This is a genomic window from Bacillus sp. SKDU12 (assembly GCF_010093085.1).
In the GTDB taxonomy this organism is placed as follows: Bacteria; Bacillota; Bacilli; order Bacillales; family Bacillaceae; genus Bacillus; species Bacillus mexicanus.
In genome coordinates this window covers 73,069-98,176 of the sequence record NZ_MSRC01000006.1, presented here as the reverse complement: position 1 = coordinate 98,176, position 25,108 = coordinate 73,069, and the positions used below count along the sequence as shown (strand labels likewise).

The window sequence follows — 25,108 nt, the reverse complement described above, 5'->3', positions numbered from 1 at the left end:
CCGGGTGTTACGCCATCCCTTTTTGAATCCAAATCCGTGAGCGCCATCTTCTGTACATGAGGATTCCCCGGACCCATTCATCCGCGATAAAAGAAATCCATACACCGGCAAGCCCGAAGCCGAGATGAATACCAAATAGATAAGCAAGCGGAAGGCCGATGCCCCACATTGAAATCATTGCCATGTAGACAGGGAACTTCGCATCGCCAGCCGCACGCAAGGAGTTGATAATGACGACGTTAAATGACCGGCCTGGTTCAAGAATAATCGTCATCGCAATCAATAAGCTTGCAGTAGCGATAATATCAGGGCTTTGCGTAAAGATGCCGATGAGATCCTTTGAAAAGATCGTCATTAAAACAGACGTTGCAGCAGCAATACCGATCGCCCAATATAAACTCTTCATACAGCGTTCATACGCGGCATCAAACTGTTTGCCTCCAATAAAGCGGCCGATTAAAATTTGTGTGCCTTGGCTGATTGCAGTGCCGAACAGCAAGATAAACATCGTAATATTCTGCGTGTACACCTTTGTTGTCAAAGCTTGTGCGCCCATGATTGCGATAAAATAGGTGACAATCATTTGTGAAAGATTGTATGAAAGCTGTTCTCCCGCAGAAGGGATGCCGATTTTCAGCAGCTTGCGCAAATGATCTTTATGCATATGAAAGATTTTTTTCAGCGACATCTTCAGCCCGATGCGTTTGTTGACAATAACAATCATAGCGATTAATCCAATCACGCGAGCGATAGATGTTGACATCGCAACACCGGCAACGCCGAGAACAGGAAAGCCGAACAAACCGAAAATAACAATAAAGTTTCCGGCAATGTTTAAAATATTCATGCCGATTGTGACAAACATTGTATCTTTAGTATAGCCATAGCTTTTTAAGATCGCACTGAATGTCATGATTAAAGCTTGAATAAAGGAAAGACCTCCGACAACTTGCAAAAAGACTTTGGCATCAGGCATCAGTTCGTTTGATAATCCCATCATATGAAGCAGAGGAACAGCCGAGAAAAAGACGACAGCACTAATAGCAAGGCTGATAAAGAAGTTGGCGGCGATTGATACATAAGCGACTTCTGTGGCTTCTTTCTTTTGTTGCGACCCTAAAAATTGTGAAATGATGACAGTTGTTCCTGTTGCGATAAAGCTGAACATCACGATAATTAAATTCAAAATCTGGTTGCTGACGCCGACTGCTGCCACACTGTTATCTGAGTATTGGCTAAGCATCAGTGTATCGGCATTACCCATAAACATATATAAAGAGACCTCGATAAAGATCGGCCAAGTAAGCGAAAATAATGAGAACGTTTTGTCAGCGGGTTTTTTCAAAGCGGTAGTTTTGAAGACAGCTTGTTTCATAGTGTCTAACCCCTTTCGTAAATAAAATCAACGTTTTAAAGTGTACCTCCATTTCCTTATAATAAAAAGGGAGAGAAACGATACTTCTTGCAAAAATCCGACTTAAAAAGGAGGGTGATTCAAATGCCTCGAATCCTATTTACAGTCCCGCCTTTTCCGGTATTTATCGCAGCTGGAGAAGGGATTTTTAAAAGAGGAGAAACTCATGCGAAGCGTGTATTCTCCGTATTTGATCTGATATACGTCAAGCGGGGAACGCTTTATATAACAGAAAATGATAAATCGTTCTCTGTTGAAGGCGGTGAGTACATCTTGCTTTCTCCCGGTCTTGAACACTATGGGACAAAGGGCAGTGATGAAGCAACCTCTTATTATTGGCTTCACTTCGATGAACATCAATATGAATTTACGGAAAAGAGAGGCAGTAATTGGTCTGAGCTACAGAAGGAAAAAGGGGGTCTTGAGGAGCCGGCCCGCTACGAACTGGCTTTGCCGCGAAAAGGCAAGGTGCAGCGTCCGCAGTTTATGGCACAGCAGTTTGAAAGGCTGATCGATTACTCTGCTGAAAATTCCGATTTGCCGCTTAGAAAACAAATCTTATTTGAGGAACTGATGCTTCACCTTCAAAAAGAGGCGTTTCAAATACCGTCTGCGAAAGAACGGGTCGCATGGAAGGCAGCCCGGTACTTACAGGAGCATTATAAAGAAAAAACAACAATCAAAGACTTATCGCTCGCTCTTCATTATCATCAGGATTATGTGAGCCGCTGCATGCAGCAGGTGCTTGGCGTTACACCGGCACAATACACGAATCGGGTGAGAATGAGGGAAGCAAAGCGTCTTTTATCCTCTACAAATGATAAAATGGGCGTCATTGCGGAAACGGTCGGAATGGAAGACCCGACATACTTTTCAAAACTCTTTAAGCAAATAGAAGGCATTTCACCAATTGAATACCGGAAAAGTGTCAGCCGGAAAGTTCAATAACCAGACGAGGAGCGGACATGAAAACAACAATTTAGGGTGGCGGGCGTTTTATGGGCCGAAGTGTGAGCGAACTGCTAACAGGAAAGATGAAATAAAAAACCTCGTCCTGCCGCTCAACCCATGAGCCTGCTAATGAGCGGGCTCTTTTTATTTTTGTTTTCTTATAGACCATTAACAGGATATGGTACAATCTGTTCATAGAAATCAGCTGTTACATGACATGTACATGAGGAGTGTCCATATGCAAAACATTGAAACCGATCGATTACTATTAAGAAATTTTGCCGCAGCAGATTCTCAAGGTTTGTTAGCATATTCGGCTCATCCGAGAGTGAATTGCTTTCTAGATGACAAAATGTCTACGTTAGAAGAAGCTGCCTTGAGAGTTCAAGAAAGAAGCAATGATGACTCTTATATTGCCGTTTGCTTAAAAGACAGCAATGCTCTAATCGGAGAACTATATTATGTAAAAGATGAACCAGATACCTATGCGGTTTGCTGGAACTTCAATGCTCAGTTTGAAGGGAAGGGATATGCAAGTGAAAGTGTGAAGGCTTTTTTCAAGTATCTCTTTATACAAAAAGGAGCAAGAAGGCTTTATGCATATGTTGAGGATGACAACTACAGGTCACAAAAATTATGTGAGAGAGCGGGTATGCGCAAAGAAGGTTATTTTCTTGAATTTATTTCATTTACGAAATACGAGGATGGAACACCTAAATATGAAAACACTTTCCAATACGCACTGCTAAAGAAGGAATGGGTAAAACAACAACACAGTGAATAGAATGGACGAGTGCCTTTGATTGTTTATCGGAGCGGTCAGCATAATCAATACGCCTTCTGCACTCCCGCAAACATGCTAATCAATGAAAGCAAGGGCAGGTTAGCCTTTGCTTTCACTCTTTTCATATAAATAAAATACATAATCAGTAGGTACGCCTGAATGGCCAAGCTGCCTCAGCATGGCGGTCACATTCCCTCTGTGATAAGTGCCGTGATTGACGACATGCTGGATGGTGTCTACATAGGTTGATTCAAGTGTCCCGAGTTTCGGATGCTGCATGGAGAAGGTCTGTTCTAAGTCCATCTGGCGGCTGAAGAAATCATGATACTGTTGCTCCAACTCAGCGGCGTGCTGTTTAATCGCTGCCATATTACCTTTCTCGGACTCAAATTTGCCTGTGCTGTCTATAATCTCTTGGTAGGCTAGTCCGGAAAGAATGTTCAGCCAAAAGTAGTCAGCCCTGCACATATGAAGCAGCACATCGCTGACAGAAGAAAATATGCTCTTAACTTCTTGATAAGCTGTTTCCTCCGGCAGGTTTTCGATATGGTTAAAGATTCGCTTGTTTGCCCAAGAATGGTAGTCATATAACTGTTTTGCATCAGTCATCAGCATTGCCCCCTTTTCTAAGACATTCGCTGTTTCAATTGTTATTCCTTTAATTGCTGAAAAGAGATACCCCGAAATACCCTGCTGCAGCCCATATCACCACCGCAGAGCATTTGTTTACGATCGGCATAAGCCTGCCGCTCGTATCTATTGTCTGAAACAGCCGGCCCGCTATCGCAAGACTGATAAACCAAATCCAAGAGACAGCGATGCAGGCAGCCATAAAGAGCCATTTCTCAAGCCCGGAATAATGGAGCGAGCTCGTGCCGATGATGCCGATCGTGTCCAGAATAGCGTGCGGGTTTAAAAGAGAAACGGCGGCCGCAAACGCAGCTTGCTTTTTAGCTGTGAACGTATTTTTCTCATTTTGATTTGCTTTCGGATGGCTGTTCCAAGTTATCCAGCCCATATAAAGCAAAAACAAAAATCCCCCGGCCATCATTATCGTTTCAAAAATAGGCGTCTGCTGCACAATGACTGATACACTCGCAACGGCTAAAACGATTAACAGAGTATCACAGACAGAAGCGCTGATCACGGCGGGGAGTGCCAGCCAAATATGTCTTTGCCTCGCGCCTTGCTGAAAAATAAATACATTCTGCACCCCCAGCGGCAAAATTAAGCCAAACGCAAGCACAGCTCCATGAATGATTGCATTCATGCTGAAAAAACTCCCTTCACATCTGTTTTTTCAATCATAAGGGAGATTATTTCCTAAGTCTCCAGCCATTTGGTTGGGGTTAGACCCAGCCAAATGTATAATGGGAAAAAAGGGGGCATGACAATGTCGCAATGGCAGCCAAGCCGAAGGTCGGATGTTCCGCTCCATCGGCAGATTGAACAATACATAAAAGACAAAATCCTTCACGGAGAGTGGGCTGTGGGGACGAAAATCCCTTCACAGAGAACGCTGGCCGATATCTTTCGAGTCAACCGCAGCACAGTGACAGCAGCTATTGATGAACTCACGTCTCAAGGTCTGTTAGAGGGGAGAAGAGGAGGCGGCACGAAGGTTGTAAACAGTACGTGGAGCATGCTGGCAGCTGAGCCTCCCCTCGATTGGAGCGATTACGTCCATTCAGGCATTCATCACCCTAATTCTTCAATCATTCAAGCGATTAATCAAAACGAACCAAGAGCGGATATCATCAGATTAGGCACAGGAGAGCTTTCACCGGATCTGCTGCCTGCTGGAAAAATACGCCGAATGTTTCAGCAGATCAATCTGCCCGACCTGTCTTTAGGATATGAGCAGCCGAAAGGAAATCTTAAGCTGAGGGAGGCGGTGGCGGACCATTTAAAAGGCAAGCAGATCCATGTATCACCGTCATCGATTTTAATTGTGTCCGGTGCACTTCAGGCGCTGCAGCTCATCTCAATCGGACTTTTAAAACGAGGATCTGTCATTTTGACTGAAAAACCTTCTTATCTTCAATCTTTGTATGTGTTTCAATCAGCGGGTATGCGGCTTCGCGGCTTGCCGATGGATGAAGAAGGAATGAAGGCGGGGCTTGTTTCTTCTTACCGAAAACAATACGGAGGACAGCTGCTTTACACGAATCCGTCGTTTCATAATCCGACAGGCACCGTTATGTCAGAGCGGCGAAGGAAAGAGATCATCAGCCTGTCAAAAAAAGAGCAGCTGCCCATCATTGAGGATGATGCGTACGGTGATTTATGGTTTGAAGAAAAACCGCCGCAGCCGTTGAAAGCAATGGATCATGAGGGCAATATTCTGTATCTGGGTACGTTTTCAAAAACGGTCAGCCCAGGCCTGCGAATCGGCTGGCTTGCCGGTCCGGAGCCGGTTATAGAAAGGCTGGCGGATATTAAAATGCAGACAGACTACGGATCAAGCGGCCTGTCCCAGTGGGCGGCTGCTGAGTGGCTGTCACAGGGGTATTATGAAGAGCATCTGACTTGGGTACGCCGGGTGCTCAAACAAAGGAGAGACGCCGCCGTTCATTTTCTCGAGCGGTATGCGGGTGACATCGCCTCGTGGCGGATTCCCGCCGGCGGCTTTTATATTTGGGTGACATTTCATAAAACCTTGCCTGTCAGCCGTTTCTTTTATGAATTGCTGAAACGGCAGGTGCTTGTGAATCCCGGTTCCATTTATGACAGTGAAGACCGAAACAGCATTAGGCTCTCATATTCCTATGCATCTCTTGGCGATTTGGAAACTGGCATTAAAGCGGCAGCCGAGACAGCACGCCGCTTGATGTCCTAAGCATTTGTTATACAATGACGGCTCCCAGCGCTCTGGCGAAAGCAATTGTATGCTCCGGCGCGATTTTGCAGCCTTTCAATTTGTCGAGGGAGACATGAAGCTGTTCAAAGCGGCACGTGCTGATGTCCATATTTTGAAGGGACGTACCGGCAAAGCTTGCGCCTTCCAGTTCGCACCCGTCAAAGTGTGTGTGCTGGAGCGCCATATTGCTGCACTCGCTTTGCATAAGGGCACAATGATCAAATCGAACTTGTCTCATATTTGCGTATGAAAATGAACTGAAATGTCCGTGGCACTCTTCGAATGAAACATTCCGGAGCGTTGATTCTGCCACATTTATTCCAACCATTTTTGATTGCTTCAGTGAAGTTCTGTGAATGACAGCCCCGCTGAAATCTGCGTTTGACAAATCACATTTTTCAAAGAGCACATCAGTCAGTTCAATATGCCGAAAAGACACATCGATAAACACGACATTTCTGAATACCGTTTTTTCTACACAAAGTCTTTCGATATTTTCGCCGCAAATTGTACAATCTTCAAACAAATGCATGCTGACCACATCATTCTGCGCCGCGGTTTCATGAAAATCAGCGGTTTGCAGGTTTTCCGGTATGTGCGGTTTTTGAATCACTATTTTTTTCATGAATGACATCCTTTGCCGCCCGAACACGAGAAGCCTTCGGGATCAATTTAATAGATCGTTATGGAAATTGATACATATAGTAAATCGTGAAGAGCTTTTTCATGCGGCAGAAGCCCGCTCGTTTTGTAAGCATAAATGGAAAGATTCCTATACGTCAAGGCGCTGACAACCCGGGAATGAAAAGGGAACAGGAGGAATGAGGGAATGGGGCATTACGTCAAAACCGAGGAGCATGTGAAACTGTTTGTAGAGGATATTGGACATGGCAGGCCGATTATCTTTTTGCACGGGTGGCCGTTGAATCATAAGATGTTTGAATATCAAATGAATGAGCTTCCGAAAAGAGGCTTCCGTTTTATCGGCATTGATTTACGAGGGTATGGGCAATCTGACCGCCCGTGGGAAGGCTATGATTACGATACGATGGCCGACGATGTGAAAGCAGTCATTTATACACTCCAGCTTGAAAATGCGGTACTTGCAGGATTTTCGATGGGCGGCGCCATTGCCATCCGTTATATGACAAGGCATGAGGCGGCTGATATTCATAAGCTGATTTTACTGTCTGCCGCAGCGCCCGCATTTACCAAACGCCCCGGTTATCCGTACGGCATGAGGAAGCAGGATATTGACGATATGATCGAACAATTCAAAACAGATCGGCCAAAAACACTGGCTGATTTAGGCACGCAGTTTTTTGAGAAAAAAGTATCACCTGAGCTCAGGCTGTGGTTTTTCACTTTGATGCTGGAAGCTTCCTCCTACGGGACGATTCACTCCGGCATTGCATTAAGAGACGAGGATCTTAGAAAAGATCTTGTCTCAATCAAGGTGCCGACACTGATTTTGCACGGAAGAAAGGATAAAATAGCGCCATTTGATTTTGCGAAAGAATTAAGGCGCGGCATCAAGCACTCAGAATTGGTTCCGTTTATAGGCAGCGGGCACGGAGCTTTTTATGAAGAAAAGGAGAAGATCAACCATTTGATAGCGCAGTTTGCAGGATCATAAGAAAAAACCCGACATTGATCGGGTTTTTATATAATTCCTTTGTTCCGCAGTTCTGTAATAATCAAATCAGCGCCCTCGGAAATAGAGGTTCGATCTGTTTCAATGATGAACTCGGGAGAAAGCGGCGCTTCATATGGAGAATCAATCCCGGTGAAATGTTTGATCTCTCCGTTCCGCGCTTTTTGGTAAAGTCCTTTCGGATCGCGCTGTTCACACACATGCAGCGGGCACTTCACATAAATTTCGAAGAATTCCTCTTCAGAAAAGAGCGCTCTGACCATGTCTCGATCCTCTCTGAATGGTGAGATAAAAGCTGTTAAAATCATTTGTCCGCTGTCAACAAACAGCTTTGCTGCTTCTCCGATCCGGCGGATGTTTTCAACCCTGTCTTCAGTCTGAAAACCAAGATCTTTGTTTAAGCCGTGGCGGATATTGTCACCGTCGAGCACATAGCTCTGAACGCCCATGCGGTACAGCTTTTCATCAACAGCATTGGCCAGCACGGATTTTCCTGAGCCGGACAATCCGGTAAACCAGAGAGCGCAGCTTTTGTGCCCGTTTAAGGATTGTCTGTCAGACTTCGAGATGGCAGCGGGATGCCAAATAATATTTGGATTGTGTGTCATTGCCATCCCCCGCTGTTTTGCCGAATGGCAACGGGCTGCTGTTGAAGGCCCTTGATCAGTACGTTTGCGACCTCAGGCCGGCTGAATTCTTTAGGCGGTTTTTTGCCGTGGCGGAGGAGCTCTCTTACTTTTGTGCCTGATAAGTGGATGTGGTCTCTTTGGCTATGCGGACATGTTTTCGAGGTGGCCATGTTTCCGCATTTCCGGCAGTAAAAGCTATGCTCGAAAAACAGCGGCTTTATGCCGAGCTCCTCATCTGTAAATGATTGAAAAATATGCTGTGCATCATACGTTCCGTAATAACTGCCGACACCCGCGTGATCACGACCTACAATAAAATGGGTGCAGCCGTAATTTTTGCGGACGAGCGCATGGAAAATCGCTTCCCTCGGCCCTGCATACCGCATGGCGGCAGGGAAGACCGACAGCATGACACGTTTCTTTGGATAATAGTGATCAAGCAAAACCTGATAGCTCTCCATTCTGATATCACTTGGGATATCGTCTGACTTCGTTTCTCCGACAAGCGGGTGAAGCAGCAGACCGTCGACCGTTTCTAACGCTGTTTTTTGAATATATTCATGTGCTCTGTGAACAGGGTTTCTAGTTTGAAAACCGACAATCGTTTGCCAGCCGAGCTCTTTAAAGGCCGCTCGTGTTTGTGCGGGTGCTGCGTAAAACTGTTCGAAGGGTTTGTCAGGCAGGCGGCTGACCGTGATAGGCCCTCCGATATAATAATCCGGGCGCGCCAAAAGTTTTTTTACGCCTGGGTGGGCAGGATCGCTAGTTTTAAAGACGGACAGTGCTTCATGTGCTTTATTGGGCCGGTATATATCAGTGACAGTGATCATGCCATAGGTGGCGCCATCTTTCACAAGCTTGACGCGGTCACCGGCAGACAGCTGTTTTGCTGTTTCTTCCGCGACAGGCAATGTAATCGGCAGGCTCCACGGCAAGCCGTTTGCCAGCCTCATTTCTTTCACAACAGAATGATAATCTTTTTCTCCCAAAAAACCAGTTAATGGGCTGTAGCCGCCGATCGCGATCAGCTCCAGGTCGCTCAGTGCAAGCTGATCCAACTCCGCTTCGCACATACACCCTTCAAAATGGCACGCGGGATCATAGCGGTTGATTAACACACCTCCATGGGGTTCGTTTCCATTCAACGCGTTCAACCTCCATTTTTGCTTTTTCTTGTCTGTGCTTCGCTGAAATCTTTAAAACAACGACATTATTCTTGATGCAGGCCGCATTCTGTTTTCTCTCGTCCGGCCCATCTCCCCGCCCTCTCATCGTTCGGGTCCGAGGAAGGCAGTGTACACATTTCACAGCCTATGCTCGGGTAATATTGATCGTGCAGTTTGTTATAAGGCAAATTGTGAAGGCGGATGTAGGTCCAAACGTCTTTCCAAGTCCAGTGGATAAGCGGACAAATCTTAATGAGCTTAAATTTCTGATCCAAATTCACGTATTGAATATGCTTTCTTGTAGGCGATTGCTCGCGGCGCAGCCCTGAAATCCAAGCTGTCATGCCGGACAGGTGTTTTTTGAGCGGCACGATTTTTCGCAATTGGCAGCATAGATTCGGGTTATGCTTCCACAGCTCTCTGCCGTATTGCGTCTCCTGTTCTTTTAAGCTTAGCTCAGGTTCAAGCAGCTGGATTGTCAAGCTCGGGTATCGCTCTTTGACGGTCTCGATGAGCTCATACGTTTCCTGAAAATGCAGCCCTGTATCCAAAAAGATGATGTGCGCGTTTTTGTTGATTTTGGATATAAGGTCGAGAAGCACCATTCCTTCTGCGCCAAAGCTGCACGCGTACACAATCGTTTCCCCGTACGTTCGGTAAGCCCATTTCAACACATCAAGCTCATCGATCAATTGATCTGCTATCTGTCTAGACAGTGTATCGTTCCATGTGCCATAGGTGATGATTTGTTCGTTCAACCTTTTCCCTCCGTTTGCATCTGTCTGTTTTTTTATCTATTGATCGAGTTATAGGCAGACTATTCACTTTTTACATAAAGGTTCACGGTTTTTGGGTGCGGCGCCCGTCTAACATGAGGGCGGAACCATTAAGAAACTAGATGAATATGCTTTTAAGCAAAATGGTTTTATGCCCAAGGAGAGATCGTATGCCGATTACCATTTATCAGGGGCATCATCATTTGCTTGCCCCGGCGGATATTAATATCGTCATTGATGTCATCAGAGCCTTTACGGTCGCCCACTATGCGTTTATCGGCGGGGCAAAAGAGATTTTGTTAGCCGGAACAAGAGAGGAAGCCTTTGCGCTGAAAGAAACATATCGGGATTACGTGTTGACGGGAGAAGAGAAGGGGGTCGGTATCAGCGGATTTGATGTAGATAATTCTCCAAAACGCATGGCAGTGCAAGACATGGCGGGTAAGCGCCTGATTCAGAAAACAACAAACGGTGTTACAGCAGCGTTAGGGGCCCTGAATGCTAAGCATTTGTTCGTAACTGGATTTTCCAACGCCAAAACAACGGCAGAGCATGTGAAAACACTTGCAGCAGCGGATTGTGTCATAAACATTGTTGCTTCCCATCCGTCAGGCGATGATGACGCTGCGTGCGCGGAGTATATGAAAGCCATTATTGAAGGGACGAATGAGGTAACGGCCGCGGAGGCGATTGAAAGAATTAAACGCTCTTCTGTTGCGGAGAAATTTTTTGATCGCAGCCAGCCATTATTTGATCCGGAAGACATATCATACTGTACAAAAGAATTGCCGGGCGATTTTGTGATGAAAGTGAAACAAGACAGAGAAGTTCCAACGATTGAGAGGGTCAGAATATGAATGATTTTTCACTAGAATTGCCAGTGAGAACAAGCAAACCGAGAGAAGCCGGTCAAACCATTTTAATTGATAACGGCTACCCCTTGCAATTTTTCAAGGATGTGATAGCTGGAGCATCCGACTATATTGATTTTGTGAAATTTGGCTGGGGCACATCATTACTTACGAAAGAACTTGAAACAAAAATCAGCGCGCTGAAAGAGCATGACATTAAATATTTCTTTGGAGGCACATTGTTTGAGAAGTATGTAAGCCAGAAAAAAGTGAATGAATTTCATCGGTACTGCACCTATTTCGGCTGTGAATATATTGAGATTTCAAATGGTACGCTTCCGATGACAAATAAAGAGAAAGCGGCTTACATTGCCGATTTTTCCGATGAATTTCTTGTGCTCAGCGAGGTGGGCAGCAAGGATGCGGAATTATCAAGCCGGCAAAGCTCTGAGGAATGGCTTGAGTATATCGTTGAGGATATGGAAGCGGGCGCGGAAAAAGTGATGACGGAGGCAAGGGAAAGCGGGACAGGAGGGATCTGTTCCAGCAACGGCGATGTCCGGTTTCAAATTGTCGATGACATCATTTCCTCAGATATTGATATCACCAGGCTGATATTTGAAGCGCCGAATAAAACGCTCCAGCAAGGATTTATTCAAAGGGTTGGGCCGAATGTGAATCTGGCCAATATCCCATTTCATGATGCGATCGCATTGGAGACGCTGCGTTTAGGGCTGCGATCTGATACTTTTTATTTGTAAAACTGCGGCTGCGGGGCTCTCGCCGTAAAGAGAGCCTCTGCCTATTATTTTTTATGGCGGTACATAGGCGTGAGATAGGGGAGTGAGGTTAGCCGGATGTTATAAATGAAGTCGATGACTCTTGTCGATATGACTTGGCAAATGAGTGCCTGAATCACGATGCCCCAGGCAATAATAGAAGCGGTCACCATAAAAATGATGCAATTCATAATCAGCAGAATTGTTCCGGGATTCCCGCCGCGGTAGATGGAAATCATCAAAGCGAGGGCCCCGAATCCTCCGTTTGAAATTTTGTACTTGTATAAAAGCCCGATGCCGAGCCCCAATAACATAGCGCCGCTGGCCAGATCAAGCCACAGGTTTGACGTGATATCCGGAAAAACCGCATCAAAAATCAATACTGAGACAGAGGTAACGGTAATCGAAGCGAGGGTGCCGGTGAATGTTCTCATCTCCAGCCATTTTAAAGCGGTAAAAAGCATCGACACATTTACTGCCCATACTGAAAAGCCGTGGGGAATGTGAAACAGATAATGCAACAGCACTGCAATGCCTGCCGCCCCGCCTGTCGGAATATCATGGGGAAATAAAAACAAGGACATACCGAGTCCCTGTAACACGCCGCCTATGACAATCATAAACGTAAGTTTTGCTTTCGTCAGCAGTTCAGCCATTACGTCATTTGCTCCTTTATGAAAAGACTTGTCCGCTGTTTCCATTTTATGAGGCTGTCCATTTTTTATGTCTGCAAAATAAGAAATGATCCAGCTTAATAGGCTGAACCATCCCACTTGCAGCGATTGACAATCTCCATATTGATCTCTGTTCCAATGCCTTTTCCTTTTGGGATATGGACGATTCCTTTTGATGGCTGAACGCTGATAAGATCTGTAAAAGGGTTCTCCATGACATCCCACTCGATCGGTTCAATTTGCTCGTTCTCCATTTTAGTCCATGGAGGCAAACAGGCTTGTGCAAATAAAGCATAGAGCCGTGAAAGCGAACCATCATATGCATGGGCGGACGCTCTGATGCCGAAATAACGAGCGAGCTGGAGGCAGTCCCGAAATCCATCAATCCCGTTGACATGCATGACATCGGGCTGAATGATATCCAAGTATCGCTGTGAAAGAAGAGGCACAAACTGCGCCGCGCTTTTTATATTTTCTCCGCCGGCAACAGGAACAGACAAACGGCTACGCAGCAGAGCGTAATCCTGCGGCTGATCAAAAGGCAAAGGCTCCTCAAGCCAGCCGATGTTCATCCATGCTGAAAAATAGCGTTCCCATTTTAAAGCGGTTGCGGCATCATAACTTTGGTTTGCGTCTAAAATCATCGTAATGGAGCTGCCGGCTGTATGCTGCAGCGCCTTGATGTGCCGGAGGTCCTCCTCGAATGACATCCCGCCGATTTTGACTTTCATTTGCTTAAAGCCCTTTTTTAACTGAGCTTCAACATTGGAAACGGAATGGCTGATCCATTGCGTCTGATCTGAATACGATTGAAAGGAGGCGTATACAGGGATTTCTTCTCTGTACTGTCCGCCCCATAGTTCGCAAACCGAATAATCCGCAGCTTTGGCCGCGATTTCTGTCAGCGCCATGCTCACGGCAGAGGCCGCCCGCTGATGCCATTTTTGAATTGTGCGCACTAACAGCAGGCGGCTCCCGGCTTGCTTCCCTAAAAGATAGGGGATGATCCGTTTGGTAAAACCGATATGGAGAGCCGGGAGCCAATCAACGCATTCGCCCCAGCCGTCAATCCCGCTTTCTGTGACAATTCTGATGAGATAGCAAGTTCGATATCGCTTTAACCCATTCGCGTCTCCGTAGGGCTTTTCTAATCGGTGCAAAAGGGGAAAGGTCTCAATCTGTACAATTTTCAAACTGAAAGCTACCTTTCCTCAGCAGGCTGAAGCCGATTTCCCGCCATTTTCGGTTCTTCTTTTTCGTTTGTTTCTTCTTTGTTTTGTTTCACATGGATCAGCAGAATGACGAGAATGCCGACAACAAGCGTCAAACCCGCGATGCTTAAAAACATGCCGGGTCTGGACCATTCCATCAAGCGGCCGAAAATCGGAGGCCCGATTGCCACCCCTAAGAAACGAACCGATCCGTACAGCGACGTCACAAATCCCCGTCTTTCTTTGCCGACAGCCCCGGTAATAAAGCTGTTCACACAAGGAAGAACAAGACCTGAACCAATGCTGCTCAGAACGAGAACACTGATAAAAAGGACAAGATTTTCAATGAATGACAGTGCCGCATAAGACACAGTCATGAACGCCAATCCAAGAACAATCAGTTTTTTCATTAACGATTGCTTCTGCCCGATTTTGCTTCCGGTTGTATAAGACGTCACACACATAACCAAAAGCGGAATCGCCAAAATCAGGCCTTTTTTGACGCCGTCGGTATCGTATGTTTTTTCAAGGATATCCGAAAGAAAAAAGAGAATACCGAATAAAGTAAACAAACAGGTTGCACCGGCTAAATAAGCGGTGAACAGCCATCTGCCTTCATGTTTGAAAACACTTAACAGCCCTTTTGCGTATTTTCCGATCGGAGGGGGTTCTTTTTCCTTTTTCTTTTCTTTAATAAATACCCACGTCAGCACGATCGCAATGATACAAAACACCGGAAAGGCAAAAAACGCGCCATACCAGACAAGCAGGGCGATAAGCGAGCCGATAATCGGAGAAAGCACTTTCCCCATGCCGTTTGAAGCTTCAACGAGGCCGAGCACCTTGCTTTCCTGGGCCCCTTTAAACAGATCTCCCGCCAGCGCCATGGCAATCGGGCCGGTTCCGGCTGCCCCGATTCCCTGAAGCGCCCGTCCAGCCATCACCCAAGGATATGCATTGTCAAAAAAACCTGCCGCAAACCCTGCTAACAAGCCGCCGACACCATATAAAAATAAGCAGGGGATAATGATAACTTTCCTTGAGAATCGGTCAGCAAGATAACCGACAATTGGAATGGCAAATGCCGCAATCAAGGAAAATACTGTGATCACGAGACTGACTTGAAATTGGGATAAATGAAGTTCAGATTTCATTTTTGGCAAAATCGGAATAAGCATCGAGTTTCCAAGCGTTAATATTAAAGGGATTGAACCGATTGCCACAATCGTCATTCCGTTATTTTGTTTTGTTGATTCCATCTCAAAGCACACTCCTTTTCTTCTGATTAGAATGTCCTTGATAACATAAAAAAAACCGAACAGAATCTTCCTGTTCGGGAAATAAAGGGTTAGCCGAGCCCTTGTGAAATCAAGGCGAATAATTGTCCGTTCCTAGCTGGAAATGTTTTATTTGGGTAAAGCATTAGCGGAGGTTCATCGTCTAAATGAAAGCCCATCGCTTTCAGGGGGGCATGCAGCGACACACTGTCACCAGGCACATCGATTCGCATCGGTCCTTGTTTCCCCGCGGCCAGTCTGTTGATTAATTGGGCTGCTGCTTCTGAGGATGGGGCAACGATCGGGCCGAATTTCAGATTGCACGGCGTTTGTGCAGATAAACCGTATCCGATCAACTTGCCTTCTTTATTTCGAATCATCACGCTTTCGTCCGATTGGGAAATAAGCGAGTGAAGAAGAGTTGATCTGTCTCCGCCAAAGGCGGCCTGATCTGCTGCAAGAACTTCCCGAAAATCCAATTCGGTAAAGGCTGTCAACGCAAAGTCATGCTTCTTTGTCATCGGCTTGAAGTGTTGGCAGCTGTATTTACGGACTGAGCCAGCTGTTTGAAAACCGGATTTTTCATAAAGGGGCAAACCTTCCTTCGTTGCACAAAGCATGATGGAGGCGTTCTTATCCGCTTTGCTGATGCACGTGTTCACCATTCGCCGCCCTAAACCCTGCCGTTTGTACTTATTGTCGACGATAACGATTCCGATAGAAGCGAGTCGGCCGTATCTAAACAAACCGATACAGGAGATGATGTCCCCTTGGCTGTTTTGATAGCCGAAAACGCTCTTTTGCTGTACAAGCATCCGAAGCTCCCGTTCGCCGTAGTCAGGCCATCCGGCTTGTCTGCAAAGCCGTAATAAGCCGGGGATATGTTCTTCTTGAAGTTCAATCAGCTCATCTGCTGCGTGCATTTAGATCACCTGCTTATTCCGAGCGTTTTGCACATGACAATATGTGTGCCAATGCCGGGAATCTCAAACGGTTCGCCGCGTTCTTCCCAGCCAAGCTTTTCGTAGTAGCCTTTGACATGGTGTCTTGCATTGCACCAGACCGCCTCTATCCCCATATCTTCCAGTTTTTGCTCTGCGTATTTCATCAGCTTGCTTCCGGCTTTTTGATCACGATATCCTTCAAGTGTTGCCATGCCTCTCAGCTGATATGCGGAGTCGGCCGTTACTAATGGTTGAGGTTGAGGAGAAAAAGAAGCGATGCTGATCAGTGTGCCTGCATAATACGCGCCGAGATGAAAAGCGCCTGGCGCATCATCCTGTTCATATTGGCATTGTTCAATGGTTTGATGGGGACGCAGAACACGGTGCCGGATTTCATAAGTATCTTCTGGGGAAATGGTTTTGACCTCGAGCATAAGGTTCCTCCTTGAAAACTGATTTTTTTATATCGTAACACGAATGAGATAAAAAAAGGCCGCCCAATTGGCTTTGGGCAGTCCTCCGTGTTAGTGCAAGTAAATATTTTTACGCTGTTCATCTTTTTGCTGAATATATGTACTAAGTTCAGCGGTCAAGTCAGATCTGAGAAAGGGTGTAATCAAGTAGATGCCGTTAAACAACTCGCATGCTGTATCCAGCAAGGAGCGTGCGATCGCAAGGCCTTCTGCTTTTTGCTTCTCTTTATCCTCTCCGGCGAGGGCCATTTTTTCGCGAATAGAGTCAGACAGCTTTATCCCGGGAATTTCATGGTGGATGAACTCTGCATTTCTGCTGCTTGTCAGCGGCATAATGCCGATATAGATCGGCGTCTTCAAATGTTTTGTTTCGTTATGAATGTCGACAAGCTGCTGTTCAGAATAGACAGGCTGAGAAACGAAGTAATCCGCGCCGCAGTCTATTTTTTTCTCCAGCCGTTTGACCGCTTTGTCCAGATGGCGAACATTAGGATTAAATGCGGCGGCAACTGAGAAATTCGTTCTCTTGCCAAGCGGTTTTCCAGACAGGGACAGCCCTTCATTGAACTGTTTGATCAGCCTGATTAAATCAAAGGATGTTAAATCATACACAGACGTCGCACCCGGAAAATCCCCGATTTTAGAAGGATCACCCGTGATAGCCAGCACGTCAGTCAGCCCTAATGTATCAAGGCCCATTAAATGTGACTGCAAGCCGATAATGTTCCGGTCACGGCACGTAATATGGACAAGGGAGCGCATATCAAGCTGCTGCTTCACAAGGGAGCCGCAGGCTACATTGCTGATCCGCGGGGTTGCCAAAGAATTATCAGCGAGTGTCAGGGCATCAATTCCCGCTTCTTTTAATTCAGCAGCGGCGGACAGAAATTTGTCAAAGCTCAATTTTTTCGGCGGGTCCAGCTCTACGATGATGGAGCGTTTTTTCGTGGCGATCTCATTCAGGCCAGGTTCTGTCCGCTCCTGCTGAACAGAAATATATTCTTTCGCCGGGGTTTTGACTTCTTTTTCTGTAATTGGAGCAAGATCGCCAACGGCTTCCGCCATCGCCCGGATATGATTCGGTGTGGTGCCGCAGCAGCCGCCGATAATTCGTGCGCCTTGCCTGCGGAATTCTGACGCACTTTGCTGAAAATAGGTGTCGTCTGTTTCATAGACGAGCCGCCCTTCTTCAAGCGAGGGAAGGCTGCTGTTTGGATAAACTGATAAGAAGACATCATCAAAAATCGGCACTTCGCTGAGTGCTTCAATCATGTGGTAAGGGCCGAGCCGGCAATTAATGCCGACGATATCGGCGCCGAGATCTGCAATTGACCGCAATGCTTCAGAAAGCGGCGTTCCGTCCTGCAGTACGCCTTGCTCATGCATGGAGACATTAAGCATAATTGGAAGTCCAGTCTCTTTACGGGCGATTTTCAGCACTTCACGGGCTTCTTCCAAATCGTAATACGTTTCTAACAGCAAGCCGTCCGGCTCTTCATGCAGCAGAAGATACAGCTGCTCGCGAAAGCTGCGTTTGATCTCGTCAAGGCTGTAGGCGTTTTTATTAAATGTGCGGATGCCGCCCATCGTTCCAAGAACGTATGCATCGCCTGCTGAAGCCCGCGCGATTTTTACCGCCTCCTGATTCATTTTTTTGATATCACCCTCAAGCCCGTGCCTGGATAATTTAATATAATTGGCTCCGTACGTATTTGTTTGAATAATGTTGGCACCAGCCTCAACGTACGCTTTATGTATACGCTGGATGTCCTCTGGCTTTGAAATGTTGAGCTCCTCAAAGCACCTGTCAATGCCATAGGAATAGAGAAGCGTTCCCATGGCCCCGTCACCAATTAACACCTGTTTTTGCAAATCTTCTAAAAGTCCCATTGTCAGCCTCCTTTATTCACATTCAGCAAGGAAAAAAGAGAAATAAAAAAAGTCCTCTTAAGAAGAGGACTTTGTCAGTGATATTGTCTCTTCTTATCTTCCAAGCTGTTCGAGCTTGCTGGATTTAGCACCTTGGTTATGGCTGAATTGCCATTACACCGGTTGCTGAAGCTTCGTCGGGCCAGTCCCTCTGCTTCTCTTGATAAGAACGGATATGAAATTTTCGTATTCAGGAAGTGCGCCTGGCATTTTCCCTTTCTCCAAATTTACCGAAAATAAAGACAATAATCAATAGGATTCAGAAAATTTATCTGAAATTTATAAATTGAATGTCAATTGGGAGGTCTGCGGCTCTCACTGCTGTGATAATCTGCTGCAGGTCATCCTTGTTTTTTCCTGTCACGCGCACTTGGTCATCCTGCACTTGAGACTTTACTTTCAGTCCGGTGTTTTTGATGATCGTATTGATTTTTTTGGCATTGTCCTTGTCAATGCCTTGTACCAGCTTTGCACGCTGGCGCACTGTTCCGCCTGACGCGCTTTCTACCTTGCCGTAATCAATGTTTTTTGTCGGCACGTTTCGTTTAATCAATTTACCGACAAGCACATCTTTCAGCTGGCTTAATTTGAATTCGTCATCAGAAATGAGGACAAGCTCTTCTTTCTCTAAAGAAATGTCGCTTTTGCTCCCTTTAAAGTCATAGCGAGTGCTGATTTCTTTCAGTGCGGTTTGAATCGCGTTTTGCACTTCAGGCAATTCTACTTTGGATACAATATCAAATGAACTTTCTTTTGCCATACGAAAACCTCCATAACATTTCACTTATGTGTTGATTATAGTAGAATAAAGAGAAACTTCCAACAGAACATAGAATCAATTTGTGATGCTTGGAAAAAATGTAAACAAAATCCGCGGAAAAATGAGCGGAACAGGAAGGAAGATAGCATGAGACCAGGGCAGCAATTAACCTTGAGTATAGATCACCAAACCGATTTCGGCTACTTTTTAACCGACGGGGAGGATACGATTCTCTTACATAATAGTGAAATAACAGAGGATATCGAGGACAGAGACGAAGTAGAGGTCTTTATATATGTCGACCAGCAGGAAAGGCTTGCGGCCACAATGAAAATTCCGGTCATCAGCGCGGACGAGTACGACTGGGTTGAAGTGGTGGATAAAGTGGAAGATATGGGCGTTTTCGTGGATGTCGGCTTATCCAAGGACGCGCTTGTCGCAACTGAGCATTTGCCTCCATACGAGGATGTCTGGCCACAAAAAGGCGACAAGCTCTACTGTATGCTGAAGGTGACGAACCGGGGGCGGATGTTTGCGAAACCAGCGCCGGAAGATGTCATCAGCGAACTGTTTACCGATGCTCCGGAAAATCTGATGAATAAAGAGCTGACAGGTACGGTGTATAGATTAATCGCCACGGGTTCATTCGTCATTACGGATGAAGGCATCAGAGGTTTTATCCATCCTTCAGAACGAAAAGAGGAGCCGAGACTCGGTTCAAGAATCACGGGACGAGTGATTCAAGTGAAAGAAGACGGTTCAGTCAACATGTCGCTATTGCCGAGAAAACAGGATGCGCTGTCTGTAGATGCAGAGTACATTTTGACGTATATGAGAACAAGAAACGGCGCCATGCCGTATAGTGACAAAAGCCAGCCTGATGATATCAGAGAACAGTTTAACATGAGCAAAGCCGCCTTTAAACGCGCGCTCGGCCATTTGATGAAAAACGGGAAAGTATATCAGGAAAATGGATGGACATACGAGAAAAAATAGAAGGCCCGTGCGCCTTCTATTTTTTTATCAAAGGACTTCATAAATAAAGTGCTGTTACGTATTATTACGGGAGACAGAGTGTTTTGTCAGTGAAAAGACAGGGGGAGAGTTTATGGAAATTCGGATCGATTTTTTATTGATCTTGATTGCGGTGCTTTTCTTTTGGATTGCTTATATGGCAGGAATAAAAAAGCAAACATGGATACTGTCCGGTTTCGGTGAGTCCCGGATACGTGACAAAGACCGTCTGGCTAGAATTGCGGGATACTTTTTTCTGAATTCAGGGATGTTTATTCTGTTAAATGGGTTTATTTCATTTCAAGGACAAGACCAGCTGATTCCGCCTATGATTTTGGCATATGGAGCGGGAGTCATCATGTATGTAAAGAAAACATTGCTATAAAACCTCCAGACCGCATCAAATACTGGAGGTTTTTGTTTGTTCATTTTCCTAAAAAGAATATGGCCAATGTGCCGGGACCTGCGTGCGAGCCGATTACAGAACCGATTGAATGAATGATGATCTCTTTCGGCTTAAATTCATCCGCAATCAAGTGTTTCATGGCAATGGCTTTTTCTTCGTTGACGGCGTAGCTGATTCCTACAGTTTGATTGCTCCAATCAGCACCGCGCTCTTTCATAAGTTCAATAATCCGTTTGAATAGTTTTTTCTGTCCGCGGATTTTTTCCAGAGGCACAAGCTTGCCGTCCTCCATATGAAGCAGCGGTTTAATATTCAGCAGGCCGCCGACAAAAGCGGACGTTTTGGAGATGCGGCCGCCTCTTGCAAGATATGTGAGATCATCAACGGTAAAAATGTGCTCAAGCTGTTCGCAAAAGTTCTTTACAGACGTTTCAATTTCTTGTATTGTAATCCCGTTGATACAGAGATCGGCAGCATGACGGACTGCCAGGCCGTATCCTAATGAAGCGCATTTGGAATCAATGACCCGCAAATCAAAATCGGGGAATTCCTCCTTCACTTCATTCGCCATCATCACAGCTGTCTGATATGTGCCGGAGAGGCCTGAGGAAAAGGCAATGTAAAGAGCGGGATCACCTGTTTCGGCATATTGCAAAAACATATTTTTAATCGTTTGCGGTGAGGCTTGGGACGTCTTAGGCGTTTCGCCATTTTGCATCGCTTCAAATACCTGATCCGCATCTATTGTGACCGCATCTTCGAATTCTTTATCGCCGAGAGAGACTCTGAGCGGAATAAAGCCGATGCTGTTTTCTTCAAAATAAGAACGGGGCAGATCGGCGGCGCTGTCAGCGATGAGATGAACTGTCATATTGCTTCCCTTCTTTCCGTTATCGCTCGTTATAATAAGAGTTAAGCCAACTATATCATATTAATTTGCCAAAATCGTGTTCAAATATTTGTTTTAAGGGAAAACATAATAAAGAAGAAAGAGCGGAGGAACTGCCATGGTACTAGATCAAACAAAAAAATTACTCGTCGTCATCATCGGCGCTTTACTCAATGCGGCCGGGCTAAACCTGTTTTTGATTCCGGCAGATGTATATGCCAGCGGATTTACAGGTGTCGCTCAGCTTTTATCAAGCGTCGTTGTGGAATATGCTCCCTTTTACATATCGACGGGAACGCTCTTGTTCCTCCTAAACATTCCGGTCGGTATTTTAGGATGGCTGAAGGTCGGCAAATCATTTACGGTGTACAGCATTTTAAGTGTCGCACTCACTACTCTGTTTATGGGAATTCTGCCTGAAACAAGCCTGTCACATGACATTTTGCTGAACGCAGTGTTCGGCGGCGTCATTTCCGCGGTCGGCATCGGCTTAACATTAAAATACGGCGCTTCGACAGGCGGACTCGATATCGTCGCCATGGTGCTTGCAAAGTGGAAAGACAAACCCGTCGGCACATATTTCTTTATCCTGAACGGAATTATTATCTTGACGGCAGGATTATTGCAAGGTTGGGAGAAAGCATTATATACCCTTGTTACACTGTATGTGACAACGAGGGTGATTGACGCCATTCATACTCGCCACATGAAGCTTACGGCAATGATCGTGACGAAAAAAGCGGACGAAATCAAAGAAGCCATTTACGGAAAAATGGTGCGCGGCATCACAACTGTGCCGGCTAAGGGCGCATTTACAAACGAACAGAAAGAAATGATGATTATCGTCATCACAAGGTATGAACTATACGATTTAGAGAAGATCGTCAAAGAGGTTGATCCGAAAGCATTTACGAACATCGTGCAAACGACAGGGATTTTTGGTTTCTTTAGAAAAGACTGACGAAAGCAGGTGGAAGTCGTGAAACGGCTGCTTGTGATGCTTCTGCCCGTGCTGCTTTTGATAAGCTGCGGGAAAGAGGACCAGACAGAACCCGATAAGGAGGTATCAGGCGGATTGGAGAATCAAGAGATTGTTTTATCTGTTGACGCCATTCAGGAGCCTGAACAAATCAAGTTTAACATGTCGCTGAAGAACCAAAGCGAACGTGCTGTTGAGTTTCAATTCAGCACAGGGCAAAAATTTGAACTCGTCGTGTATGATTCTAAGCGTAAAGAAAGATACCGATATTCGAAAGGCAAAATGTTTACGCAGGCTTTTCAAAATCTGACACTTGAACCTGGAGAAACATATGATTTTTCTGATATGTGGAAGGAAGTCCCTGAACCCGGAACCTATGAGGTGAAAGTGACATTTAAGGGCAAAGCGGAGAATCTCAAGCAAGTTCAGGCTGTTCAGCAGTTTGAAGTCAAATAAGAGGCTATGGCGAAAGCGCCATAGCCTTTTTTTATTGCAGTTTATCCAGCTGATCTTGAAATTGATGCAGCTGGTGACGCTCCGCATCTGTCGAATTGGCATACGCAGAAGATACAGCATTTTTAGCTCTCAGAATCGCTTGCTCCTGATCGCCTTCTTCAAAGCCGTTTGTCACCATGACAGCCTGTTGAACAAATGATTTTGCCTGCTGAAACAGTTCATTTCTCATTAATATTCATACTGCCTTTCAGCCGAGTCTCGTGCCGCGGCATGCTGGTGAGCTTCTTCTAATGTAGACCGATATGGAAATCTTGCGGCGTGTTGCCCGATGGAGTCTTTACCCTGGTGAATAAACCTTTTGGATTTGCTTCGTTTACCCATTTTGAGATTGCCCCCTTCCATACTTTGACGAGATGAGTCGTCTTCAATAGTATGGTGGGACAAAGTACGGATTATGAGTGGGAAAAATTAATACGAGCCGTTCTTTAAAGCGAGAAATATTCTTTTAAAAACCTTGCGACGCCATCCTCTTCATTTGTAACCGTTGTTCGGTTGGCAATCTGCTTGACCTCGTCAATTCCATTTCCCATTGCAACACCGCAGCCTGCGAATGCAAGCATCTCCAGATCGTTATCCTCATCTCCAAAAGCGATGATCCGCTCTCTCGGCACACCATAACCATCGCTGATTTTCTGGAGACCGACTGCTTTATTCATGCCGCTTTTAATAATTTCTATGACATGCCACGGCGCAGCCCATCTTCTATGGTCAATCACCTCGGCATGCACATCCGATAAATAGGAGCGTATGGCTGTCACATCTTCTTCTTTGGCGTGAATCAGCACAGATGTCACATCTTCACCGAGGTTTTCCCGCAAGTCTCCGACCGTCACATGTGTTGTGTTCATGTTAAAGGCATCAATCAGATGCTCGTCATGATAATGAAAATACACGTCGTCAATCACTTCAGCAAGCACATTATGTACATTGTAACTCTCGCTGATATTCACTAATTGTTTGACAACTTCAAGCGGCAGTGATGTATGATACCTTCCCCAGCTGTCGTCCTGCGGATGATGGACAAACGCTCCGTTGAAATTGACAATCGGTGTTGTCAGCCCCATCTGCTGATAGTACATGGAGCTTGAACGGTACGGACGCCCTGTCGCGATGCAGACATAATGCCCGTCATCTTTTAGACGCTGTATCGTCCGAAGGGTGTTTTCTGATATGGTTTTATCATCCTTTAATAATGTTCCATCTAAGTCTAATGCGATTAAATAGGGTTTTGTCTCCATGAAAAGCTCCTTTAGCCATAGTCTTTACTTGTTTTGCCTTACTTCCAGTGTAGCTTTTTACCATCTTTATTGTCTACATGTTACACTTATGATTATGGTTATCCTAAGGAGGGGCACATTGTGATTCAAATTGAAAATCAAACCGTTTCCGGTATTCCGATTTTACATATTGTAAAGGAAGAGAACAGGCATCGCGCTGTTCCTCTCGTGATCTTTATACATGGTTTTACAAGCGCGAAGGAACACAACCTTCATATTGCTTATCTGCTTGCGGAGAAAGGCTTTAGAGCCGTTTTGCCAGAGGCTCTGCACCATGGCCAGCGGGGTGAGCAAATGACTGTTCAAGAACTGGCCGGATACTTTTGGGACATCGTGCTCAATGAGATTGAAGAGGTTGGCGCACTCAAAACCCATTTTGAAAAAGAGGGCCTGATAGACGGCGGCCGCATCGGTCTGGCAGGCACATCAATGGGCGGCATCACGACGCTTGGCGCATTGACTGCTTATGATTGGATAAAAGCCGGCGTCAGTCTGATGGGAAGCCCGAACTATGTGGAGCTGTTTCAGCAGCAAATTGATCATATCAAATCTCAAGGCATTGATATCGCCATGCCGGAAGAAAAGGTAGAAGAGCTGATGAAGCGTCTCGAATTACGTGATCTCAGCCTACAGCCGGAGAAACTGCGACAGCGTCCGTTATTATTTTGGCACGGCGAAAAAGACAAAGTCGTGCCTTATGCACCGACCCGGAAATTTTATGAGACGATCAAATCCCATTACAGCGAGCAGCCGGAACGTCTTCAATTTATCGGTGATGAACATGCTGACCATAAAGTCCCGCGGACGGCTGTGTTAAAAACGATTGAATGGTTTGACACGCACTTATAAAGCACAAAGGTATGAACAAGGGCTGGGTTTACGTTATACTGTAGAA

General features: G+C 45.7%; 28 protein-coding genes, 1 pseudogene and 1 riboswitch. Of the genes and pseudogenes, 11 read left to right on the top strand and 18 right to left on the bottom strand.

Annotated features, from left to right (window positions below):
• Positions 1-7: 7 nt before the first annotated feature.
• Positions 8-1,375 carry an MATE family efflux transporter gene (locus tag BTW01_RS05365; protein WP_162101997.1) on the bottom strand — a complete coding sequence of 456 codons (1,368 nt, stop codon included), beginning with the start codon at positions 1,373-1,375 and terminating at the stop codon, positions 8-10.
• Positions 1,376-1,498: 123 nt separating this feature from the next.
• Here BTW01_RS05365 and BTW01_RS05360 point away from each other — a divergent pair, with 123 nt between their 5' ends.
• A complete protein-coding gene (locus BTW01_RS05360) occupies positions 1,499-2,362 on the top strand; it encodes an AraC family transcriptional regulator (RefSeq protein ID WP_162101996.1) in 864 nt (287 codons plus the stop codon).
• 241 nt (positions 2,363-2,603) lie between these two features.
• Entirely contained in the window at positions 2,604-3,149 is a 546-nt protein-coding gene (locus BTW01_RS05355; RefSeq protein ID WP_162101995.1) for a GNAT family N-acetyltransferase, read from the top strand.
• A gap of 99 nt (positions 3,150-3,248) precedes the next feature.
• Here BTW01_RS05355 and BTW01_RS05350 read toward each other — a convergent pair whose 3' ends face one another.
• Positions 3,249-3,758 (bottom strand): DinB family protein, encoded by a 510-nt coding sequence (locus tag BTW01_RS05350; RefSeq protein ID WP_162101994.1) that lies wholly within the window; start codon positions 3,756-3,758, stop codon positions 3,249-3,251.
• Positions 3,759-3,807: 49 nt separating this feature from the next.
• A pseudogene (locus BTW01_RS05345) lies at positions 3,808-4,457 on the bottom strand (LysE family transporter).
• Positions 4,458-4,536: 79 nt separating this feature from the next.
• Between BTW01_RS05345 and BTW01_RS05340 the strand changes: the two are divergent.
• Complete coding sequence (locus BTW01_RS05340) at positions 4,537-5,988, top strand: PLP-dependent aminotransferase family protein (RefSeq protein WP_162101992.1); 1,452 nt, start codon at positions 4,537-4,539, stop codon at positions 5,986-5,988.
• Positions 5,989-5,995: 7 nt separating this feature from the next.
• Here BTW01_RS05340 and BTW01_RS05335 read toward each other — a convergent pair whose 3' ends face one another.
• Complete coding sequence (locus BTW01_RS05335; protein ID WP_162101991.1) at positions 5,996-6,634, bottom strand: pentapeptide repeat-containing protein; 639 nt, start codon at positions 6,632-6,634, stop codon at positions 5,996-5,998.
• 204 nt (positions 6,635-6,838) lie between these two features.
• Between BTW01_RS05335 and BTW01_RS05330 the strand changes: the two genes are divergently transcribed.
• Positions 6,839-7,645 (top strand): alpha/beta fold hydrolase, encoded by an 807-nt coding sequence (locus BTW01_RS05330; RefSeq protein WP_162101990.1) that lies wholly within the window; start codon positions 6,839-6,841, stop codon positions 7,643-7,645.
• A 26-nt stretch (positions 7,646-7,671) separates the two neighbouring features.
• Here the strand turns inward: BTW01_RS05330 and cysC are convergent, their stop codons facing one another.
• The 3 genes from cysC to BTW01_RS05315 form a co-directional block, all read right to left on the bottom strand.
• Positions 7,672-8,271 (bottom strand): adenylyl-sulfate kinase, encoded by a 600-nt coding sequence (cysC, locus tag BTW01_RS05325; RefSeq protein ID WP_162101989.1) that lies wholly within the window; start codon positions 8,269-8,271, stop codon positions 7,672-7,674.
• Complete coding sequence (sat, locus tag BTW01_RS05320) at positions 8,268-9,437, bottom strand: sulfate adenylyltransferase (protein WP_162101988.1); 1,170 nt, start codon at positions 9,435-9,437, stop codon at positions 8,268-8,270. Before sat ends, cysC begins: the two co-directional genes overlap by 4 nt.
• A gap of 65 nt (positions 9,438-9,502) precedes the next feature.
• A complete protein-coding gene (locus BTW01_RS05315; protein ID WP_162101987.1) occupies positions 9,503-10,216 on the bottom strand; it encodes a phosphoadenylyl-sulfate reductase in 714 nt (237 codons plus the stop codon).
• Positions 10,217-10,404: 188 nt separating this feature from the next.
• Between BTW01_RS05315 and BTW01_RS05310 the strand changes: the two genes are divergently transcribed.
• Positions 10,405-11,091, top strand: a complete 687-nt coding sequence (locus tag BTW01_RS05310; RefSeq protein WP_162101986.1) for a 2-phosphosulfolactate phosphatase — start codon at positions 10,405-10,407, stop codon at positions 11,089-11,091.
• On the top strand, positions 11,088-11,846 hold the full coding sequence (locus BTW01_RS05305) for a phosphosulfolactate synthase (protein WP_162101985.1): 759 nt from the start codon (positions 11,088-11,090) through the stop codon (positions 11,844-11,846). Before BTW01_RS05310 ends, BTW01_RS05305 begins: the two co-directional genes overlap by 4 nt.
• A gap of 44 nt (positions 11,847-11,890) precedes the next feature.
• Here the strand turns inward: BTW01_RS05305 and BTW01_RS05300 are convergent, their stop codons facing one another.
• The 7 genes from BTW01_RS05300 to BTW01_RS05270 all read right to left on the bottom strand — a co-directional run bounded on the left by BTW01_RS05300 (position 11,891) and on the right by BTW01_RS05270 (position 19,132).
• Entirely contained in the window at positions 11,891-12,520 is a 630-nt protein-coding gene (locus BTW01_RS05300; protein ID WP_162101984.1) for a YitT family protein, read from the bottom strand.
• A 95-nt stretch (positions 12,521-12,615) separates the two neighbouring features.
• Positions 12,616-13,731, bottom strand: coding sequence for a mandelate racemase/muconate lactonizing enzyme family protein (locus BTW01_RS05295; RefSeq protein WP_162101983.1), 1,116 nt, complete (start codon positions 13,729-13,731; stop codon positions 12,616-12,618).
• 8 nt (positions 13,732-13,739) lie between these two features.
• Positions 13,740-15,008 (bottom strand): MFS transporter, encoded by a 1,269-nt coding sequence (locus BTW01_RS05290; protein ID WP_162101982.1) that lies wholly within the window; start codon positions 15,006-15,008, stop codon positions 13,740-13,742.
• A gap of 89 nt (positions 15,009-15,097) precedes the next feature.
• Complete coding sequence (locus BTW01_RS05285; protein WP_162101981.1) at positions 15,098-15,949, bottom strand: GNAT family N-acetyltransferase; 852 nt, start codon at positions 15,947-15,949, stop codon at positions 15,098-15,100.
• A 5-nt stretch (positions 15,950-15,954) separates the two neighbouring features.
• Positions 15,955-16,404: a GNAT family N-acetyltransferase gene (locus BTW01_RS05280; protein WP_162101980.1), complete on the bottom strand. Its 450-nt coding sequence runs from the start codon at positions 16,402-16,404 to the stop codon at positions 15,955-15,957.
• Between the two features lie 90 nt (positions 16,405-16,494).
• A complete protein-coding gene (locus tag BTW01_RS05275) occupies positions 16,495-18,333 on the bottom strand; it encodes a bifunctional homocysteine S-methyltransferase/methylenetetrahydrofolate reductase (protein WP_162101979.1) in 1,839 nt (612 codons plus the stop codon).
• 90 nt (positions 18,334-18,423) lie between these two features.
• Positions 18,424-18,542, bottom strand: a riboswitch (SAM riboswitch).
• Positions 18,543-18,640: 98 nt separating this feature from the next.
• Positions 18,641-19,132: a YajQ family cyclic di-GMP-binding protein gene (locus BTW01_RS05270; protein WP_162101978.1), complete on the bottom strand. Its 492-nt coding sequence runs from the start codon at positions 19,130-19,132 to the stop codon at positions 18,641-18,643.
• A 147-nt stretch (positions 19,133-19,279) separates the two neighbouring features.
• On the opposite strand from BTW01_RS05270, the gene BTW01_RS05265 reads away from it, so the two are divergent.
• The gene (locus BTW01_RS05265) at positions 19,280-20,128 is read left to right on the top strand and encodes a S1 RNA-binding domain-containing protein (RefSeq protein ID WP_162101977.1); all 849 of its coding nucleotides are present in this window, start codon (positions 19,280-19,282) and stop codon (positions 20,126-20,128) included.
• 112 nt (positions 20,129-20,240) lie between these two features.
• Entirely contained in the window at positions 20,241-20,531 is a 291-nt protein-coding gene (locus BTW01_RS05260) for a DUF3784 domain-containing protein (protein WP_162101976.1), read from the top strand.
• A 40-nt stretch (positions 20,532-20,571) separates the two neighbouring features.
• Here BTW01_RS05260 and BTW01_RS05255 read toward each other — a convergent pair whose 3' ends face one another.
• A complete protein-coding gene (locus BTW01_RS05255; RefSeq protein WP_162101975.1) occupies positions 20,572-21,423 on the bottom strand; it encodes a DegV family protein in 852 nt (283 codons plus the stop codon).
• Positions 21,424-21,559: 136 nt separating this feature from the next.
• Here BTW01_RS05255 and BTW01_RS05250 point away from each other — a divergent pair, with 136 nt between their 5' ends.
• Together BTW01_RS05250 and BTW01_RS05245 are read left to right on the top strand one after the other, a co-directional pair.
• A complete protein-coding gene (locus BTW01_RS05250; RefSeq protein WP_162101974.1) occupies positions 21,560-22,402 on the top strand; it encodes a YitT family protein in 843 nt (280 codons plus the stop codon).
• Positions 22,403-22,420: 18 nt separating this feature from the next.
• Positions 22,421-22,876, top strand: a complete 456-nt coding sequence (locus tag BTW01_RS05245; RefSeq protein WP_419724061.1) for a BsuPI-related putative proteinase inhibitor — start codon at positions 22,421-22,423, stop codon at positions 22,874-22,876.
• A gap of 31 nt (positions 22,877-22,907) precedes the next feature.
• On the opposite strand, the gene BTW01_RS05240 is transcribed toward BTW01_RS05245, so the two are convergent.
• The 3 genes from BTW01_RS05240 to yitU all read right to left on the bottom strand — a co-directional run bounded on the left by BTW01_RS05240 (position 22,908) and on the right by yitU (position 24,174).
• Complete coding sequence (locus tag BTW01_RS05240; RefSeq protein WP_162101973.1) at positions 22,908-23,105, bottom strand: DUF3813 domain-containing protein; 198 nt, start codon at positions 23,103-23,105, stop codon at positions 22,908-22,910.
• Positions 23,105-23,257, bottom strand: coding sequence for a hypothetical protein (locus tag BTW01_RS18260; protein ID WP_202923590.1), 153 nt, complete (start codon positions 23,255-23,257; stop codon positions 23,105-23,107). The genes BTW01_RS05240 and BTW01_RS18260 overlap by 1 nt, the downstream gene beginning before the upstream one ends.
• Positions 23,258-23,361: 104 nt before the next feature.
• Positions 23,362-24,174 (bottom strand): 5-amino-6-(5-phospho-D-ribitylamino)uracil phosphatase YitU, encoded by an 813-nt coding sequence (gene yitU / locus BTW01_RS05235; RefSeq protein WP_162101972.1) that lies wholly within the window; start codon positions 24,172-24,174, stop codon positions 23,362-23,364.
• A gap of 120 nt (positions 24,175-24,294) precedes the next feature.
• Here yitU and BTW01_RS05230 point away from each other — a divergent pair, with 120 nt between their 5' ends.
• Positions 24,295-25,062, top strand: a complete 768-nt coding sequence (locus BTW01_RS05230) for a prolyl oligopeptidase family serine peptidase (protein ID WP_162101971.1) — start codon at positions 24,295-24,297, stop codon at positions 25,060-25,062.
• Positions 25,063-25,108 lie beyond the last annotated feature (46 nt).